The sequence below is a fragment of the Rhodococcus sp. P14 genome, assembly GCF_000256505.1.
GTDB lineage: Bacteria > Actinomycetota > Actinomycetes > Mycobacteriales > Mycobacteriaceae > Rhodococcus > Rhodococcus ruber.
The window spans coordinates 1-18,096 of sequence record NZ_AJFC01000249.1 but is presented as its reverse complement, the minus strand read 5'-3'; the positions used below and the strand labels follow the sequence as shown (position 1 = coordinate 18,096).

Below are 18,096 nucleotides of genomic sequence, written 5' to 3'. Positions count from 1 at the left end.
ACGTGTGCTGTGCGCGTGGCGGATTTCGAGGATGCGCAGTTGCGTGCGTACCAACTGGTGTACGGCCCGGACCTGGTCGTCCAGTGCGTTCGAATTCGTGTTCATCGGGTTCCCTCGCCGAATTCGATGGTAGTCCCTGCGCCACGACGATCCGGCGCATATCGGAGAAACGCGACCTTTCGGCTCCGGGCGGCGCATCCCGGATTCGGGGCGGATTCGAGAGAATTCGGACGGCGATGTCGAGAACGCACGACCGGCTCCGTCCCCGAATCGAATGCGACCACAATGGGTCGCACCAGCACCGAGGAGAACACGATGGCCAAGTACCTGCTGCTCAAGCACTACCGCGGCGCCCCGGCTGCCGTCAACGACGTGCCCATGGACCAGTGGACGCCGGCGGAGATCTCGGCCCACATGCAGTTCATGCACGATTTCGCGGCCCGGCTCGAAAAGACCGGCGAGTTCGTCGACGGTCAGGCACTCGCCCCGGAGGGGGTGTTCGTGCGGTACGACGGCGAGGGCCGGCCCCCCGTCACCGACGGCCCGTTCGCCGAGACGAAGGACCTCATCGCCGGCTGGATGGTGATCGACGTCGACAGTTACGAACGCGCCGTCGAGCTCGCCGGCGAGTTGTCGGCCGCCCCCGGCGCGGGGGGAAAGCCGATCCACGAGTGGCTCGAGGTGCGCCCCTTCCTGACGGCACCGCCCAACGTGACGGAGTGACCGTCCGGTGAACGAGCTCGAACTCCGCACTCTCGTGCCCAGCGTGCTCGGAATCCTCGTCCGCCGCGGAGCAGATTTCGCGGCGGCCGAGGACGCCGTGCAGGATGCGCTCGTCGAGGCGATCCGCACCTGGCCGGCCGACCCACCCCGGGACCCGAAGGGCTGGCTGATCGCGGTGGCCTGGCGCAGGTTCCTCGACGCCGCCCGCACGGACGGCGCCCGCCGGCGCCGCGAGGACCTCGTCTACGCGGAGCGAAGCCGGCCGAGCGGCCACGGCGCCGAGCCGGCGCCTGTTCCTGCGGTGGACGACACTCTCCAGCTCTACTTCCTGTGTGCCCACCCGTCGCTGACGCCGTCGTCCGCGGTCGCCCTCACGTTGCGTGCCGTCGGCGGACTGACCACCCGTCAGATCGCCCGCGCGTATCTGGTGCCCGAGGCGACCATGGCGCAGCGCATCAGCCGGGCCAAGCGCACCGTCTCCGGGGTGCGGTTCGACCGGCCCGGCGACGTCGCCACCGTGCTGCGCGTGCTCTATCTCGTCTTCAACGAGGGGTACTCCGGCGACGTCGATCTCGCGGCCGAGGCCATCCGGCTCACCCGGCAGCTCGCCGCCGCGATCGACCATCCCGAGGTGGCGGGGCTGCTCGCTCTCATGCTGCTCCACCACGCCCGGCGCGCCGCCCGGACGGCACCCGACGGCAGTCTGGTGCCCCTCGCCGAGCAGGACCGCAACCGATGGGACACCGAGTCGATCGCCGAGGGTGTCGAGATCCTGCAGGCGGCGCTCGCCCGTGACCGGCTGGGCGAGTTCCAGGCCCAGGCGGCCATCGCGGCACTCCACGCCGATGCCCCCAGCGCCGAGGAGACCGACTGGGTGCAGATCGTCGAGTGGTACGACGAGCTCGTCCGGCTGACCGACAGCCCGGTCGTCCGGCTCAACCGTGCGGTGGCCGTGGGTGAGGCAGACGGGCCGCAGGCCGGCCTCGCCGCGCTCGCGGCGCTGGACGACTCGCTGCCCCGCTATAGCGCGGTGGCGGCGTACCTCCACGAGCGTGCCGGCGACCCGGCGACGGCGGCGCGGTTGTACGCGGAGGCAGCCCGGAAGGCTCCGAACCTCGCCGAGCGTGACCACCTGACCCGCCAGGCGGCCCGGCTCAACGCCCGGCTGCGCCGCTGAACGGGCGAGGCCGCTGAAACGGGAGAGGCCGCTGAACGGGAGAGGCCGCTGAACTGGGTGGCGGTACCCGGGTGAGCGGCGGGGGCGGGCCATGCTCGCATCGCGGCGGCGCGAGCTCAGTCCTCGGGCAGGGGAGCCGACCACAGCACACGGGTGCCACCGGTGGCGAGCGCGGCAGCGGCGAAGGTGCCGGCGGCGTCCTCCGCCCGGGAGGCGAGGTTGTGCAGTCCACTGCGCGCGACGGTGGCCGGAAGACCGATGCCGTTGTCGGTGACGTCGAGGGTGAGGTAGTCGTCCACCGACACGGTGACGGTGACGGTGTCCGCGCCGGAATGGTGCACCACGTTGCTCATCGCCTCCCGCAGCACCGCCTCCGCGTGGTCGGCGAGGGGACCGGTGATGACGTTGAGCGGCCCCGACATGCGCACCACGGTGCGCAGGCCCGCATCGGCGGTCTGTTCGGCGACGATGTCCTGCAGGGCCTGGCGCAGTTGCCGGCCGCTCTCCGGCCCGCTGTGCAGGTCGAAGATCGCGGTGCGCACATCGGTGATGATGCTCTGCACGTCGTCGATCATGTCGGCCAGGCGCCCGCGGATCTCCGGGGAGCGGGTGCGGGCATGCGTGCTCTGCAGGTTCAGGCCGTGGGCGAACAACCGCTGGATGACATGGTCGTGCAGATCCCGCGCAATCCGGTCCCGGTCGGCGAACACGGTCAGGGAATTGAGCCGCCGCTGGTCGTCGGCCAGCTTCAGCGCGAGCGCCGCCTGGTCGGTGAAGGACGTGGCGAGGAAGAGCTGACGGTCGTCGAAGGGTTCCCGACCCGCGGTGCGAACGACCGACAGCACCCCCGACACGGTGTCGGCCGAGGCACGCAGGGGCAGCAGCAGCGCCGGTCCGTGCCGGTCGCCGTCGCCGTCGCCGTCGAACTCCGTGACCTGGAGCGGTCGCCCGCCCCGGTACACGACCCCGGTCGCGGTGCCCTCCACCCGGATCCGTTTGCCCTCGAACGCCGCGGGGTCCGAACCGGCGTACGCGGTGACGACCAGGGCCGAGACCTCCTCCGGCGGCACGTCGGTGTCCTCGGGCTGGGCGATCTGGACGTGGTCCGCCTCCGCCAGCACCAGCGCGCGCCGGGCGATCAGGTCGAGCACGTCCTGCGGGGCGGTATCGGCCAGTAGTTCCGCCCGGATCTCGCTCGTGGCCTCCTGCCAGCGCTGCCGCAGCCGGGCCTCCTCGAACAGGCGCGCATTGTCCACCGCGATGCCCGCCGCGGCCGCGAGGGCCTGCACGATCACCTCGTCGTCCTCGGTGAAGGACTGGCCGTTCGCCTTCTCGGTGAGGTAGAGATTGCCGAACACCTCCCCGTGCACCCGGACCGGGACACCCAGGAAGGTCCGCATCGGCGGGTGGTGGTCCGGGAAGCCGGACGAGGCCACGTGCTGGGCCAGGTTGTCGAGACGGATCGGTTTCGGTTGCTCGATCAGCAGCCCGAGCAGGCCGTGACCGGTGGGGAGGTCGCCGATCGACGCGCGAGCGTCCTCGTCGATGCCCTCGTACACGAAGTTCTGCAGTCCGTCGCCACGGCGATTGAGCACGCCCAGGGCGCCGTAACGACAGTCCACGAGTTCGATGGCCGCGTGCACGATGCGTGCGAGCGTCGCCTCGAGCTCGAGGCCGGACGCGACCGTGAGCACGGCCTCGAGCAGCCCGTCGATCTGATCGCGCGCGACGATCACCTGGTCGATGCGGTCCTGGACCTCCGCGAGCAGCTCCCGCAGCCGCAGTTGGGACAGCGTGCCCGAGAGCAACGGTTCCTCGTCGGCAGCCATCGCTCACCCCTTCAGTGGATCCCGGGCCCCGGGCCCCGCCCCGGCCGCTTCGGAAGGCCCGGTTTCTCCCATTGTGCCGAGGGTAATCCGCGGACCGCCGCCGCCGCGGTGACTTGCGCCCCCACGGTGACGACTTTCGACCCTGCTGCTTGCGGACACGACGGACCACTGTGGAGTCGGAGAACGTCTCCACAGGTGAAGAAGGTCCAGGATGACGACGGGTCCGGAATCCCCGCTCCCCCCGGGGCGGTGCATGGCGCTGTTGCGCTCGGTGCCGACCGGCCGTCTGGTCTACACCGACGGCGCACTGCCGGCGGTGCATCCGGTGACCTTTGCCGCCCCGAACGGCGAGATCGTCGTTCCCACCGGGGACGACGGGTGGTTCGAGCGCTTCGACGGCGGGCTGCTCGCCTTCCATGCCGAGCAGCTCGAGGAGGCGGTCCGGACGGGATGGAGCGTGGTCGCGATCGGCCGCGCCCGGCTCGTGCGGGGCACCGACGGCCTCCTCGGATTCGACGGTGACCACGGTGTGCCGTGGGGCATCGGCCCGACGGATCCGCTCCTCGTCATCGACGTCGAGCACATCAGCGGGCGGCGCACCACGCTGCCGTGGTGGCCCGGCGCGGGCAGCTGATCGTTCTGCGGCCGTCGACCGCCCGGTCCGAGCCGGTGTGAGCGGGCTCACCGTGCGGTACCGTGCTGTCCGGGGATTGGAGGCTGCCGCATGGTCAGGGTCTTTCTCGTCGACGACCACGAGGTGGTCCGCCGTGGCATCGCGGATCTGCTCACCACGGATCCCGACCTGACGATCGCGGGGGAGGCGTCGTCGTACGGCGAGGCCCTCGTCCGGGTTCCGGCCGCGGAACCCGACGTGGCCGTGCTCGACGTCCGGCTCCCGGACGGCAACGGCATCGAGCTGTGCCGGGAGCTGCTCTCACAGATGCCGCAACTGCGCTGCCTGATGCTGACCTCGTTCACCGACGAGCAGGCGATGCTCGACGCGATCCTCGCCGGCGCGAGCGGATACGCGCTCAAGGACATCCGCGGCACCGAGCTGATCCGGGCCGTGCGGGACGTGGGCGCCGGCAAGTCCCTGCTCGACAGCCGCGCCGCGACCACGCTGATGGCGAAGCTGCGCGCCGACACCAGCGGCAGCGACGGCCCGTACGCGAACCTGACCGAGCAGGAGCGGAACCTGCTCGCGCTGCTCGGCGAGGGGCTGACCAACCGTCAGATCGCCGAACGGATGTTCCTGGCCGAGAAGACGGTGAAGAACTACGTGTCGCGGCTGCTGGCCAAGCTCGGTGTGGAGCGCCGCACCCAGGCCGCGGTCCTGGCGACGAAGATGCCACCGAGACGCCCCGGGGGGCGCTGAGCGGTCCCCGGGCCCCGCGCGGCCACGACGGCAGGACGAATCCATGGCGGAGCAGCGGCCCCGGTTCGAGCGGCTGAGTCCGCTCGACGTGGGCAACCTGCGCGTCGAGGACCGCGGGGTGCCGATGCACGTGGCGGCGCTCGTCGTCGTGGACGGGACGCCGCTGTGCGATGCAGCCGGACGGCTCCGCCTGGCGGCGATCCGCGACCACGTCGAGCGCCGCACCCGTCGAGCACCGCGGCTGCGCCAGCGGCTGCACTGGCCGCCGCCGGGTGCCGGACCGCCGGTGTGGGTCGACGACCCGCGCTTCGACATCTCGTACCACGTCCGGACCCGCGCCCTGCCCGCGCCCGGCGACGAGGCAGCCCTGGTGCGCGCGTGCGCGGAACTCGACGAGCCGCGCCTCGACCGGTCGCGGCCACTGTGGGAGATGTGGCTGCTCACCGGTCGCGACGACGAGACGATCGCGCTGCTCGTGCGGCTGCACCATGTGGTCGCCGACGGTATCGCCGCCCTCGAACTGTTCGGCGCGCTCCTCGACACCGCCTCCGTGCCGGCCGACGAGGGGCCGGCCGACGAGGGGCAGGTTCCCGTGCCCACCCCGGTGCAGGTGCCCTCGGTGCACGCCCTCGTCCGCGACAACCTGCGCCGCCGGACCACGGCCGCGCGGCATCGGATCCGGGCGGTGCGGCCGACGGTGGCGGCGCGACGGGCCGCCCTGCGGATGCGGCAGGTGCGCGCGCTCGTGCGGCGCGGCAAGGCCCCGAGGGTACCGTTCGACGGTCCCGTCGGACCACACCGCCGGCTGAGCCTGGTGCGCTGCGACCTCGCCGAGATCCGTCGCGTCGCCCACGCGCACGGAGCGACGGTCAACGACGTCGTACTCGCCGCCGTCGCGGCCGGCGTGCGGCGCCTCCTCGACGCACGCGGCGTACGCGACCCGGACCTGGTGCTGACGGCGTCAATGGCGGCGTCGTTGCGTACCGCCGAGGACCGGAGCCCGGGAAATCGGGTCGGGATCCTGCTCGTGGCCCTTCCGGTGGGCGCCGGATCGGTCGCCGCCCGCCTCGCGGCGATTGCCCGCGAGACGGCCCGGCTCCGGCGGGAGCCGCCGCTGCAGCCCGGGGGCCGGCTGCTCCAGCGCTGGACGGTGCGGGTCATGCGGCGTCAACGACTGGTGAACCTGTTCGTCAGCAATCTGGTCGGCCCGCCCGTGCCGCTGCACTTCGTCGGTGCCCGCATCCGCGAGATGTTCCAGATCGGGGTGGTGCAGGGCAATGTCGGGCTCGCCGTCGGCGTCCTCTCCTACGCGGGCCGGCTGAATATCGATCTGGTTGCGGACGCGGTGCTCGTTCCCGATCTCGAGATCGTGGCCGAAGGATTCTCCGCCGCCGTCGACGAATTGTGTGCGGCGCCGATTGCGCGCCCCGAAGCGGGACGAACTGCGTGAATTGCGACGCGACGGGCATTGCCACCGCGGTCCGTATTGCGGGAATTCCGCGGAACGTCGTATCTGCCGGATTGTGTCTCGAATTGCAGACGCTCGGAGCCTCCGGTAACAATTGAGCCGGTGCGCGACCCGCACCGCCGTGTACAGCATCAGAAATGGAGTTACCTAATGGACCTCGCTTTCCTCAGCGAATTCTTCGACGCCGTGTCGACGCTCTTCGACGCGCTCGACTTCTTCTCGGGTTCGGCTGAGGCCGCCGGCAGCTCCGAGGCTGCTGCGTAGGCTCGACTCGACGAGCAGGCGGCCTGCGGTTGCACAACCGCAGGCCGCCTTCTTGTGAATTCCCGCGGGTAAATATCTCGATTTCGGAAAACAAACAATCGGTAACGTCGCCGTCGCGGCAGTTTCAGCCGACGTCGCCCTCGGCCAGGGTCACCGGTCGCATGTACTCGGTGATGTATTCACGCACCCACCACGCGCCGGTCTCCCGGCGCTCGCGCCGCGTGGTGTACCGATAACTGAAATACCGGGCCCGCACCCACCGCGGCGGCTCGTCGGGAAACGGATTACGGCGCAGCAACGCCGTCACGTGCTCGTCGTTGGTGAGCAGCTTCTCGAGCAGCCGCCCGAACCAGGACCGCGCGTAGTCGGGGGACAGCGCAGCGAACCACATCAACCAGTCCAGCCGTAGGTGGTACGGCGCGTACTGACGGGGCCGGCGGTGCACGTCGCCGGGCTTGCCCTTGAACTCGTACTCACGCCACACGGTGCCGGGACCGACGTCCCGATCCGAGGTGCCCTCGACGATCACCTCGTGCCGGTGCCGGGTGATGCTGCCGAACGCACCGTAGGTGTTGACGAAGTGCCATCGATTGAACGAGGCGTTCATCGCCTGCCGGTGGGAGAGCATGTTCCACACCGGCAGGTAGCTCAGCACCGCGACCGCCCCGGTCAGCGCCAGGACCGCGGCCACGAACACCGTCGGTGTCGGCCCGTACCCCGTGCCCGGCTCGAGCGGCAGCAGACGCTCCCACCAGTCGTCGGGGATCACCGACAGCGCCAGCACGATCGCCAGCCAGTTCAGCCAGGAGAAGTTCCCGCTGGCCACCAGCCACAGCTGGGTGACGATCATGATCGACGCCGCGATCCCCGCGATCGGCTGCGGCGCGAACAGGAAGAACGGCACCACCAGCTGGGTGACATGGTTCCCGGCCACCTCGACCCGGTGCAGCGGCTTCGGCAGACGATGGAAGTACCAGCTCAGCGGCCCCGGCATCGGCTGGGTCTCGTGGTGGTAGTACAGGCACGTCAGGTCCCGCCAGCACCGGTCGCCGCGCATCTTGATCAGGCCCGCGCCGAACTCGAGCCGGAACAGCAGCCAGCGGAGCAGGATCAGGCCGAGCAGCGGCGGGGCGGTGTCCGCGTTGCCGAGGAAGATCGCCAGGAATCCGGTCTCGAGCAGCAACGATTCCCAGCCGAACGAGTACCAGACCTGACCGACGTTGACGATCGACAGGTACAGCAGCCACATCAGGAACCAGACGAGCATCGAGGCGATCAGCGGCAGCCGGTCCGTCACCCCGAGGGCCGTGGCGGCGGCCAGGACCGCGCCGAGACCGGCGACCGCCGCGAAGAGACGGTCCGAGTAGCGCAGGTGGAACACGCTCGGGGCACGCCCGAACGACGTCGCGCTCAGGAAGCGGGGGATCGGCGTCAGGCCGGCGGTTCCGAGCAGCGCCCGGAACTGATTGAGCGCCACGAGGAACGCGACGAGGTAGACCAGGGCGAGCGCGCGCGTGCACAGCAACCGTCCCAGCGAATACCCCTCGGCGTCGTACCATTCCACGGCAGGTCACCTCGTACCGGTGCGGACCCCTCGAGCATGGCACGCGCACCGCGTTCCGGGTACGGAATCCCCGCGGTGCGAGGCGGCGTCAGCGCAGCGCCGGCGGGTTGTCCAGGTCCCGCGCCGTGTACGTGTCGCACGCCGCGATCTGCCCCGTCGTGTACCCGGCGAGGAACCACTTCTGCCGCTGTTCGGACGAGCCGTGCGTCCAGCCCTCGGGGTTGACCCGCCCACCGGCGGAGGCCTGGATCCGGTCGTCGCCGACGGCGGAGGCCGCCGACAGGGCGTCGCGGATGTCCTGGTCGCTGAGCGGCTGCAGGAACGGCTCCCCGGTGTTCGGATCCGGCTGCTTGTCGGCGTGGTACGCCCACGCGCCGGCGTAGCAGTCGGCCTGCAGTTCGGTGCGGACCGCCCCGGAGTCGGCGCCACGCGGATCGGCCTGCGCGCGGCCGAGGTCGCCGAGCTGGTTCTGCAGATGGTGACCCACCTCGTGCGCGACGACGTATTCCTGCGCGAGCGGGCCCGCGTTGGCACCGAACCGGGTGACCAGATCCTGGAAGAAGCTGGTGTCGAAGTACGCGGTCCGGTCGGCCGGGCAGTAGAACGGCCCGACGTCGCTCGTGGCGTTGCCGCAGCCCGTCGCGACCGCGCCGGAGAACAGCACGACGTCGGGCCGGACGTACTCGACGCCGGTCTGCCGACCGAGCTGCTGTTCCCACACCGCGTCGAGGCTGCCGACGGTGAACTGGACGCGGCAGTCGACGCTCGCGTTGGCGTCCGCACCCGTCTCGCAGCCCTCGAGGGTGCCCGAACCGTACTGTCCGGACTGCTCCGGGGCGCCGCTGCCGAGCAGGGAACCGGGGTCACCCCCGAACAGCAGTGCCAGGATCAGCACCACGAGGCCGCCGGCACCACCGCCGATCGCGATCCGCCCGCCGGGGCTGCCCCCGCCGCCGAGCTGGATCCGGCCGCCCTCCATCCGCGCGCCCTCGTTGAACGTCATCGCCGCCTTCGCTTTCTCGTCGCAGGGTGACCGACCGGTTCAGCTTGGCACGGCCGATCGGGTACGGGTGTCCTCGGCGGATATGTGCCTTTCGTAGGATTGCAGCGACGACGTCCCTCGCCAAAGTTGTTTCGAAAGGAATTCCGTGCTGCGCACCCATCTCGCCGGCTCGTTGCGAGCCGAGCACGCCGAGCAGACCGTCACCCTCACCGGCTGGGTGGCCCGGCGCCGCGACCACGGCGGGGTGATCTTCATCGACCTGCGCGACGCGTCGGGCGTGTCGCAGGTCGTCTTCCGCGAGGGCGACGTCCTCGAGCAGGCACACCGTCTGCGCGCCGAGTACTGCATCAAGGTCGTCGGGGTCGTCGAGGTCCGCCCCGAGGGCAACCAGAACTTCGACATCCCCACCGGCGCCGTCGAGGTGAACGCGACGCAGCTCGAGGTGCTCAACGAGGCCGCACCGCTGCCGTTCCAGCTCGACGACCAGGTCGGGGAGGAAGCCCGCCTCAAGTACCGCTACCTGGACCTGCGACGCGAGGGCCCCGGCAAGGCGATCCGGCTCCGCAGCAAGGTCAACGCCGCCGCGCGTGCCGTGCTCGCCCACCACAGCTTCGTGGAGGTCGAGACTCCGACGCTGACGCGCTCCACCCCCGAGGGCGCACGCGACTTCGTGGTGCCGGCCCGGTTGCAGCCCGGCAGCTTCTACGCGCTGCCGCAGTCGCCGCAGCTGTTCAAGCAGCTGCTGATGGCCGGCGGCATCGAGCGCTACTACCAGATCGCCCGCTGCTACCGGGACGAGGACTTCCGCGCCGACCGTCAGCCGGAGTTCACCCAGCTCGACATCGAGATGGCCTTCGTGGGCCAGGACGACGTGATCCTGCTCGCCGAGGAGATCCTGCACGCGCTGTGGCGCCTGATCGGCCACGAGCTGACCACACCGATCCCGCGCATGACCTACGCCGAGGCGATGCGCCGCTTCGGCTCGGACAAGCCCGACCTGCGTTTCGGTCTCGAACTGGTCGAGTGCAAGGAGTTCTTCAAGGACACCACCTTCCGGGTCTTCCAGGCCGAGTACGTCGGTGCGGTCGTCATGCCCGGCGGTGCGAGCCAGCCGCGGCGCCAGCTCGACGCCTGGCAGGAGTGGGCCAAGCAGCGGGGTGCGAAGGGCCTGGCGTACGTACTGGTCGGTGAGGACGGCGAGCTGTCCGGACCGGTCGCGAAGAACCTCACCGACACCGAGCGGGCCGGGCTGGCCGCGCACGTCGGTGCAGCGCCGGGGGACTGCATCTTCTTCGCCGCCGGCCCCACCAAGCCCATGCGTGCGCTGCTCGGTGCCGCGCGCGGCGAGATCGCCCGCAAGCTCGATCTCATCGATCCCGACGACTGGAAGTTCGTGTGGGTCGTCGACGCCCCGTTGTTCGAGCCGGCCGCCGACGCCACCGCGTCCGGCGACGTGGCGCTGGGCACCTCCGCGTGGACCGCGGTGCACCACGCCTTCACCTCGCCGATGCCCGAGCACCTCGACACGTTCGACACCGACCCCGGTTCGGCGCTCGCCTACGCGTACGACATCGTGTGCAACGGTCACGAGATCGGCGGCGGCTCGATCCGTATCCACCGCATGGACGTCCAGCAGCGGGTGTTCAAGGTGATGGGAATCTCCGAGGAGGAGGCGAACGAGAAGTTCGGCTTCCTGCTCGAGGCGTTCAAGTACGGTGCGCCGCCGCACGGCGGCATCGCCTTCGGCTGGGACCGCATCACCGCCCTGCTCGCCGGCGCGGACTCGATCCGCGAGGTCATCGCGTTCCCGAAGTCCGGGGGTGGCGTCGATCCGCTGACCGACGCCCCGGCGCCCATCACCGCCGAACAGCGCAAGGACTCGGGCATCGACTTCAAGCCGGAGCCGAAGCCGGCCGGGAAGTAAAAGGACGGCGGAGCCGTCCCGGTGGCGCCGCCCGGGATCCCCGGGTGGCGCCACCGGGGCACCGGCCGTCGCCGGACCCGGTGCACCGGGTCACGGGACCGGCATCCGTTCGTGCTGCCCACGCACGTTTCGGTCAAGATGCGGTTCGTGCACGAACTGATCGTCGTCCGAACCGGGTAGATTGTCAGGCGATGACTGCAACATTGGCGGAGCCCATGTCGGAAGTGGTGGAGGCGGCGGAGAAGCTGCTGACCCGGCGCACCGGCGCACCCGTGACCTTGGCCGATCCGGTGGATCTCGGCGGCAGCGGCCGCTCGGTGGTCCTGCGCGTGCGGGTCGCGGCGAACCCGTTCTCCCTGCCGCGCACCCTCGTGCTCAAGCAGGTGCCGCCACGCGCGAACCGGCAGGGGGGGTTCCGCGGTGCCGCCACCGACGACGAGGTCGCGTTCCTCCGGGAGGCGGTGTCCTACCAGTTCGCTACCGCCCTGCCCAAGGACGACCGGCCCGGCGCCGAACTCCTGGCCTACGACTTCGAATCCCGTCTGCTCGTGCTCAGCGATCTCGGCGACGCCACTCCGATCGCGACGCTGCTGCGCAGCGACGACACCGACACGGTCACCAACACCCTCATGGCCTTCGCCCAGGCCCTCGGCCGGATGCACGCCGCGACCGTCGGGCGCGACGAGGACTTCGCCGCGCTGCTGCGTCGCGCCGAGGTGGCGCACTTCGCCGACGCCGTCGTCGAGCAGGCCACCGGCGCGCTCCGCGGGGTGCCGGACCGCTTCGCCACCGAGTTCGGGTTCGAGGTGCCGCAGAGCGTGATCGACCGCGCCGAGCGGGCCGCGAAGCTGTTCACCGCCGGCCGGTTCCGGGCGTTCAGTCCCTCGGATCTGTGCCCGGACAACATCGTCGTCGGGGACGAGGGCGTGCAGTTCCTCGACTACGAATGGGGCGGCTTCCGCGACGCCACCCTCGACATCGCCTATGCCCTGACCTCCTTCCCGGCCTGCCTGTGCAAGGCACCGCTCACCCTCGAGCGGGCCCGCGCGATGGCCGACGCGTGGCGCGCCGAGGTGGTGGGCATGTGGCCCTCGCTCGGCTTCGACGAGGTGCTCGCCGAGCGGTTGCTCGACGCACAGCTCGCGTGGGTGTGGTTGAGCACCTACCTGTTCGTTCCCGAGGACCCGGCCCGCATCGCTGCGGTGCGTGACCACCATCTGTCGGTGCCGTGGACCGACGCGCTGCGCACCCGCTGGTCGCTGCTCGCCGACTTCGCCGGCGACGCCGGACACGACGACGTCGCCGGGCATGCCCGGGACGTCCTCGACCGGCTCGAGCGGCGCGTCGGCGACTGACCACACCACGCCCGGAGCGCCCCGGCGCGGGAGGCTCGGAGGGCTCCGGAGCGGGACGCTCGAAGGGCTCCGGAGCGGGACGCTCGAAGGGTCACGGAGCGGGACGCTCGAAGGGTCACGGCGCGGGACGCTCGAAGGGTCACGGCGCGGTGCGTGCGCAGATCGCCTCGACGAACCGGCCCACCTCCGACTCGGGCAGATGCACGGCCAGGTCGGCCTCGCTGATCATCCCCACCAGCCGATGCTCCTCGACGACGGGCAGCCTGCGGATGCGGTGTTCCTCCATCACCGTCAGGACCCGGCCGACGTCCGCGTCCGCGTCGACCACGTAGGGCTTGCCGTGGGCGAGCGCACCGGCCGTCATCGAACGCGGGTCGCCGCCCGCTGCCACGCACTCGAGCACGATGTCGCGGTCGGTGATGATGCCGTGGAGCCGATTGTCGTCGCCGCAGATCGGCAACGCGCCGATATCCAGTTCCCGCATCCGCCGGGCCGCGGTCTCGAGGGTGTCGTGTTCACCGATGCAGACCGCGTCACGGTGCATGATGTCGCGTGCGGTGGTCATCACTGCCTCCTCCGTTGAAAACGGTTACTGCCCTTCCATTGTCACGCGCGGCGGCGGGCGGTGGAAGGGGGGAGGGGCCATCGAACTCACCCGGCGAAGGCGTGCGTCGCCGCGCGGCCGTCCCAGCCGCCCGGCGGCTCGGCCAGCCCGAACAGCGCCGCGACCGTCGGGGCGACGTCGAGGGTGCGGACGGGGTCGGAGACCGTCGAGCCCCGGTGGAGGCTGGCGTGCCCGCCGGCGACGAAGAACGGGATCTCGACGGTCGCGGCGTGACCGTGATTGCCCGGGATGGGATTCGACAGCGGGCTCGGATCGGAGAACCGCCACCCCGCGTCGCACAGCGCGACCAGATCGCCCGCGGCCGCCCCGAGACCCAGATCCGCTCCCGTGTACAACTCGGCCACGCCCGGCACGGCGGAGGTCACCTCCCGCATCCGCGCGACCGCCTCGAGACGGGCCGCCGGATCGCCGACCCAGTACAGCAGGTTCGCGCCACCGTTCTGCGCGGTGCGCACCGAGCGGGCGAGCAGCGGGTCGGCGCCGAGCACGTCGACGAGTCCGATCACCTGGTCCGGCGCCGACCAGTCCATCCCGTGGTCGGCCAGCACCATCAGCACCGAGCGTTCCCACCGCCCTGTCGCGCGCAGGAACTCGACGAACCGCGCCACCTGCTCGTCCGCCGAGCGCAGAGCCGCCGTCCGGGCGAGCCGCAGTGACGCGCCGAGCACGTCCAGGTGCCCGACGCGGTCCACATCGCCGAGATTGGTGAACGTGAACCGCGGAGACCGCTCGTCCACCACGGAGATCAGCGCGTCGACCGTGAACCGGTCCGGGGCGTGCTCGGTGAGCGGGAGCAGCGGCACCGGATCCCACGCCACCGACGCGCGACCGCCGAACAAGCCGTGCAGGTACCGCTTGGACAGCACGCTCGCCGTCGTCAACCCCAGTTCGCGGGGCAACCGGTCGAGCACCGTGGCGGCGCGCAGGTCGGCCGGCCGATCCAGGTCCCGGGTGCGTCCGAGCGCCGGGTCGAAGACCGAATTCGCGGGCACCCCGTTCCGGTGCGGCAGCACACCGGTCATCATCGCCGCATGGTTGGGCAGCGTCTCGGCCACCGGAATCGCCCGGGCCGCGGTGTACCGGGTGCCGGCGTCGGCGAGCGCCACGAGATGCGGCGTGAGACCCGGCGCGAGCTCGTCCGGACGCATCCCGTCGACGACGAGAACGTGCACGTCCGCGTCCGGAACCAGCGCCGACGTGGCCGCCCTCGCCGGTGCCGCGCCGATCAGGGCCGCGCCGGCCAGCACGGCCGTGCCCGCGAGCATCGTGCGCCGGTCGATCGCCCCGGCGGGCCGCCTCACGGCCGGTCCGCCCGGCGGTGCGCACCGGGGTCGAGCGGGCCGGCCGGGGCGAGCCGCGGCGTGCCGGCTGCGACCCGTCGGCTCGTGCCGTACCGCGCGCCGGTCCCCGGGTCGGTCGGATCGAGGACGTAGAACCAGTCCATCTGCACCGCGTCGGCGGTCACGTCCAGGATTCCGAAGCCGTGCGAATCCAGCTCGACGTACCCGATGTGGCGATTCGTCGCCTGTACCGCCGCCTCGATCGACGGGGAGACGGTGCGCGGCGCGACGCCGAGCAACTCGTCGATGTTCGCCGAGGTCACCGAGGGCACCACGAGCTCGGTGGCCACGGTGCCTGCGCCCGGATAGTTCGCGGCGTCGACAGGGATGTCGGCGGCCCACGACGAGTGGATGTCGCCGGTGAGGAACACCACGTCCCGGCCGGAGGCGCGAATCGCGTCGAGCAGCCGTCGCCGGTCCGCGGGGTAGCCGTCCCACTGGTCGACGTTGAACGGCGCCCCCGCAGCCGGGATCCCCGCGACGGCGGTCAGCGCCGCCGTGGTCCGCTCGTCCAGCGGCGGCAGCAGCACGGGTGCGATCATCACCGGGTTCCCGACGAGCTGCCATCGCGTGCCCGAACTGGCGACGCCCGCGGTCAGCCACGCCATCTGCTCGGCGCCGGTGATGGTGCGCTCCGGGTCGTCGAGGCGGCGCCCGTTCACCTGCTCGGATCGGTAGCTGCGCAGATCCAGCATCGACAACTCGGCCAGGCTCCCGAACTGCAGCCGCCGGTACAACCGGGGCGCGTCGGTGGTGCCGCCCGGCCGGACGGGCTGCCATTCGAGGTACGCCTGCAGGGCCGCGGCCCGCCGGTCCGCCCAGATTCCCTCGACGGCCGGATCGTGATTCTCCGCGCCGCCGGACCAGGCGTCGTTGGCGCTCTCGTGGTCGTCCCACACCACGATCCACGGCACCAGCGCGTGCAATCGCTGCAGGTCGGGATCGCTCTTGTACTGGCCGTGCCGGATCCGGTAGTCCGCCAGGGTGACGATCTCGTGTCGCGGATCGTGCGGGCGCACCACCCGGTCACCGGCGGCGTACTCGCCCGTGCCGTACTCGTACAGGTAGTCGCCGAGGTGCACGACGGCATCGAGGTCCGGGCGCGCCGCCAGATGCCGGTAGACGCCGAAGAACCCGGCCTCCCAGTTCGAGCACGACACCACCGCGAACCGCAGGCGGTCCGGGTCCGTGTCCGGCCCCGGCGCGGTGCGGGTACGGCCGACGGGGGAGGACACGTCGCCGGCGGTGAACCGGTAGACGTAGGCGGTGTCCGGTTCCAGGCCCGTCGCGTCGACCTTGACGGTGTGGTCGGACACCGGGGACGTGGTCACGGACCCCGAGGCCACCACGTCGCGGAAATCGCCGTCGGTGGCGACCTCCCAGCGGACCGCCGTCGCCGCGCCGAGGCCGGAACCCGGCACGGCGTCCGGGGCGGGGGTCACGCGGGTCCACAGGATCACCCGGTCGGGCAGCGGGTCGCCGGAGGCGACGCCGTGTGCGAACACGGAGTTCTGCGCCGAGGCGGGGGAGGCGCAGACGGCCGCGAGGGCCGCGGCGCCGAGGACGGCGCCGCCCGCGCGCAGCGCGGTCCGTCGCGACACGGCACGAGGTTCGGTGGGGGGCACCGGACGATCAGACCAGCGTGCCCGGCGATGAGCAAGCACCACAGCCGAACGTCCTGAACGTTCACGGTCGGTTCACGGTCCCGTCGGCCCGGACCGCCGTCGGGACGGGACGGTAGCTTCGTGGGGTGAGCACCTTCTTCGGAGCGGAGGAACCCACCGGCCCGGACGCCTTGTTCGAGGCCCCCCGCCCGGCCGAACCCGAACCCGACCCCGCGCAACCGGCGGCGCGTCCGCCCCGCGGCGGCGGACCGAACGCACCGCTCGCCGCCCGCATGCGCCCGGCCGACCTGAGCGAAGTCGTCGGCCAGCAGCACCTGCTCGCCCCCGGCGCGCCGCTGCGCCGCCTCGTCGAGGGCTCCGGCGCCGCGTCCGTCGTGCTCTACGGCCCGCCCGGGACCGGCAAGACCACCCTGGCCTCCCTCATCTCCGGCGCCACCGGTCGACGCTTCGAGGCACTGTCCGCGCTGTCGGCCGGCGTCAAGGACGTGCGGGCCGTGATCGACCTGGCCCGTCGCCGCCTGAGCGCCGGCGAGCAGACCGTGCTCTTCATCGACGAGGTGCACCGCTTCTCCAAGACCCAGCAGGACGCGCTGCTCGCCGCGGTGGAGAACCGGATCGTGCTGCTCGTGGCCGCCACCACCGAGAATCCGTCGTTCTCCGTCGTTGCTCCGCTGCTGTCCCGCTCCCTGGTGCTGCAGCTGCAACCGCTGGGCCCCGACGACATCCGGGCCCTGCTCGAGCGGGCCCGCACCGACGAACGCGGCCTCGGTGGAAGCGTGCAGATCACCGACGACGCGCTCGAGCACCTGGTGCGCCTCGCCGGTGGCGACGCACGCCGCGCGCTGACCGCCCTCGAGGCGGCCGCCGAGACCGCCCTCGACCGCGGCGGTACGGGCGCGACGATCGACCTGCCGACCGTCGAGTCGAGCATCGACAAGGCCGCGGTGCGCTATGACCGCGACGGCGACCAGCACTACGACGTCGCGAGCGCGTTCATCAAGTCGCTGCGCGGCTCCGACGTCGACGCCGCGCTGCACTACCTCGCGCGGATGATCGTCGCGGGGGAGGACCCGCGGTTCATCGCGCGGCGGCTGATGATCCAGGCCAGCGAGGAGGTCGGCATGGCCGATCCGACCGCGCTGCAGACGGCGACCGCGGCCGCGCAGGTCGTGCAGCTCGTCGGCATGCCCGAGGCCCAGCTCGCCCTGGCGCAGGCCACCATCCACATCGCCACCGCACCCAAGTCGGGTGCGGTCACCGCCGCGCTCGGCGCCGCGATCGCCGACGTCAAGGCCGGCCGGTCCGGGTCGGTGCCGGCGCATCTGCGCGACGGCCACTACGCAGGCGCCCAGAAGCTCGGCAACGCCGTCGGCTACCGCTACCCGCACGACCACCCCGACGGCGTGCTGGCACAGCAGTACGCGCCCGACGAACTCGTCGGCGTCGACTACTACACCCCGACCGGCCACGGCGCCGAGCGCGAGCTGGCACAGCGGGTGCCGAAACTCCGACGGATCGTGCGCGGCGCGCGTTAGCGTGATCCGGGCACCGAGGCGAGGAGGCGACCATCGACACGGCGCACGCGGAGTGGGATCCCCGCTCGGAGGCGGTGCAGGCGGATCAGGTCGCCGGGTACGACGCGATGCGGGCCCGCGGGCCGATCGCGTACGACGGTGACCGCAGCTGGACCGTTTTCGGACACGCCGAGGCCGTGCGGATCCTGGACGACCCCGCGACGTTCTCCAATGCCGTGTCCCGGCACCTGCAGATCCCCAACGGACTCGACGGGGAACGGCACCGCGCGTACCGCGCCGTCGTCGACCG

The 18,096-nt window shown here is 71.6% G+C and carries 14 protein-coding genes and 1 pseudogene; 9 read left to right on the top strand and 6 right to left on the bottom strand.

The window, feature by feature from the left end:
* Positions 1–315 precede the first annotated feature (315 nt).
* The gene (locus OEY_RS0117820; protein ID WP_010595186.1) at positions 316–723 is read left to right on the top strand and encodes a YciI family protein; all 408 of its coding nucleotides are present in this window, start codon (positions 316–318) and stop codon (positions 721–723) included.
* Between the two features lie 7 nt (positions 724–730).
* Positions 731–1,900 (top strand): RNA polymerase sigma factor, encoded by a 1,170-nt coding sequence (locus tag OEY_RS0117815; RefSeq protein ID WP_010595185.1) that lies wholly within the window; start codon positions 731–733, stop codon positions 1,898–1,900.
* A 116-nt stretch (positions 1,901–2,016) separates the two neighbouring features.
* On the opposite strand, the gene OEY_RS0117810 is transcribed toward OEY_RS0117815, so the two are convergent.
* Entirely contained in the window at positions 2,017–3,729 is a 1,713-nt protein-coding gene (locus OEY_RS0117810) for a sensor histidine kinase (RefSeq protein WP_010595184.1), read from the bottom strand.
* 211 nt (positions 3,730–3,940) lie between these two features.
* Here OEY_RS0117810 and OEY_RS0117805 point away from each other — a divergent pair, with 211 nt between their 5' ends.
* The 3 genes from OEY_RS0117805 (at position 3,941) to OEY_RS0117795 (ending at position 6,554) form a co-directional block, all read left to right on the top strand.
* Positions 3,941–4,363: a pyridoxamine 5'-phosphate oxidase family protein gene (locus OEY_RS0117805; protein ID WP_010595183.1), complete on the top strand. Its 423-nt coding sequence runs from the start codon at positions 3,941–3,943 to the stop codon at positions 4,361–4,363.
* Positions 4,364–4,453: 90 nt separating this feature from the next.
* On the top strand, positions 4,454–5,104 hold the full coding sequence (locus OEY_RS0117800) for a response regulator (RefSeq protein WP_010595182.1): 651 nt from the start codon (positions 4,454–4,456) through the stop codon (positions 5,102–5,104).
* 43 nt (positions 5,105–5,147) lie between these two features.
* Positions 5,148–6,554, top strand: a complete 1,407-nt coding sequence (locus tag OEY_RS0117795; RefSeq protein ID WP_010595181.1) for a wax ester/triacylglycerol synthase family O-acyltransferase — start codon at positions 5,148–5,150, stop codon at positions 6,552–6,554.
* Between the two features lie 406 nt (positions 6,555–6,960).
* On the opposite strand, the gene OEY_RS0117785 is transcribed toward OEY_RS0117795, so the two are convergent.
* The gene (locus OEY_RS0117785) at positions 6,961–8,400 is read right to left on the bottom strand and encodes a lipase maturation factor family protein (protein WP_010595180.1); all 1,440 of its coding nucleotides are present in this window, start codon (positions 8,398–8,400) and stop codon (positions 6,961–6,963) included.
* Positions 8,401–8,488: 88 nt separating this feature from the next.
* A complete protein-coding gene (ypfJ, locus tag OEY_RS0117780; protein WP_010595179.1) occupies positions 8,489–9,403 on the bottom strand; it encodes a KPN_02809 family neutral zinc metallopeptidase in 915 nt (304 codons plus the stop codon).
* Positions 9,404–9,548: 145 nt separating this feature from the next.
* Here ypfJ and aspS point away from each other — a divergent pair, with 145 nt between their 5' ends.
* Both aspS and OEY_RS0117765 read left to right on the top strand, forming a co-directional pair.
* Positions 9,549–11,327 (top strand): aspartate--tRNA ligase, encoded by a 1,779-nt coding sequence (gene aspS / locus OEY_RS0117775; RefSeq protein ID WP_010595178.1) that lies wholly within the window; start codon positions 9,549–9,551, stop codon positions 11,325–11,327.
* Between the two features lie 215 nt (positions 11,328–11,542).
* Positions 11,543–12,682: a hypothetical protein gene (locus OEY_RS0117765; RefSeq protein WP_010595176.1), complete on the top strand. Its 1,140-nt coding sequence runs from the start codon at positions 11,543–11,545 to the stop codon at positions 12,680–12,682.
* A 139-nt stretch (positions 12,683–12,821) separates the two neighbouring features.
* Here OEY_RS0117765 and OEY_RS0117760 read toward each other — a convergent pair whose 3' ends face one another.
* The 3 genes from OEY_RS0117760 to OEY_RS0117750 all read right to left on the bottom strand — a co-directional run bounded on the left by OEY_RS0117760 (position 12,822) and on the right by OEY_RS0117750 (position 16,248).
* Positions 12,822–13,247 carry a CBS domain-containing protein gene (locus OEY_RS0117760; RefSeq protein WP_010595175.1) on the bottom strand — a complete coding sequence of 142 codons (426 nt, stop codon included), beginning with the start codon at positions 13,245–13,247 and terminating at the stop codon, positions 12,822–12,824.
* Positions 13,248–13,333: 86 nt separating this feature from the next.
* Positions 13,334–14,608 (bottom strand): alkaline phosphatase family protein, encoded by a 1,275-nt coding sequence (locus tag OEY_RS0117755; RefSeq protein ID WP_010595174.1) that lies wholly within the window; start codon positions 14,606–14,608, stop codon positions 13,334–13,336.
* Positions 14,605–16,248, bottom strand: a complete 1,644-nt coding sequence (locus OEY_RS0117750; RefSeq protein WP_010595173.1) for an alkaline phosphatase D family protein — start codon at positions 16,246–16,248, stop codon at positions 14,605–14,607. The genes OEY_RS0117755 and OEY_RS0117750 overlap by 4 nt, the downstream gene beginning before the upstream one ends.
* Positions 16,249–16,397: 149 nt before the next feature.
* Between OEY_RS0117750 and OEY_RS0117745 the strand changes: the two genes are divergently transcribed.
* A complete protein-coding gene (locus tag OEY_RS0117745) occupies positions 16,398–17,807 on the top strand; it encodes a replication-associated recombination protein A (protein ID WP_010595172.1) in 1,410 nt (469 codons plus the stop codon).
* 74 nt (positions 17,808–17,881) lie between these two features.
* Positions 17,882–18,096 (top strand): annotated as a pseudogene (locus OEY_RS28630) (cytochrome P450); the annotation flags it as partial.